The sequence below is a fragment of the Streptomyces mesophilus genome (genome assembly GCF_011044995.1).
Classification (GTDB): domain Bacteria; phylum Actinomycetota; class Actinomycetes; order Streptomycetales; family Streptomycetaceae; genus Streptomyces; species Streptomyces mesophilus.
The window spans coordinates 1-522 of the sequence record NZ_JAAKZW010000503.1 but is presented as its reverse complement, the minus strand read 5'-3'; the positions used below and the strand labels follow the sequence as shown (position 1 = coordinate 522).

At 74.7% G+C, this 522-nt stretch carries 1 protein-coding gene; it reads right to left on the bottom strand.

Annotated elements, in window-relative coordinates; translation table 11 throughout:
- The coding region (locus G6045_RS40800; RefSeq protein WP_165337288.1) for a protein kinase domain-containing protein at positions 1 to 522 on the bottom strand (522 nt) is incomplete at both ends.

Genomic DNA, 522 nt, shown 5'->3' with positions numbered 1-522 from the left:
CTTGCGCCCTGGGCGGCGCCCGCGGTCCGGGCCACGCCCAGGTCGATCAGGCGCGGCCCCGCCGGTGTGATCAGGACGTTGGAGGGCTTGAGGTCGCGGTGGACGTAGCCCGCTTCGTGCACCGACCGCAGGGCGTCGGCGAGTTGGGCGGCCAGGGCGCGTACGGCGCGCTCGGGCCAGGGGCCGTACGCGGTGACCGCTTCGGCGAGTGAAGGACCGAGGACGTACGCCGTGGCGAACCAGCCCTCGCCCTCGTCCACGAACGCGGGGAAGAACTCCGTGCCGCCCAGGCGATGGGCGGCCCGGGTCTCCTCTCCGAACCGCGTGAACAGGACCGGGTCCTGCGCGTGCTCCGACCGCAGCGTCTTGAGGGCCACGGTGCGGCCCGCGGGCATCCGCGCGAGATAGACGGTGCCCATGCCGCCCGAGCCGAGGCGGGCCAGGAGCGTGTAGCCGCCGATGGACTCGGGGTCGGCCGGGGAGAGGGGGGTGAAGACCTCCGGCTGGGCGACGGGTGGCTGG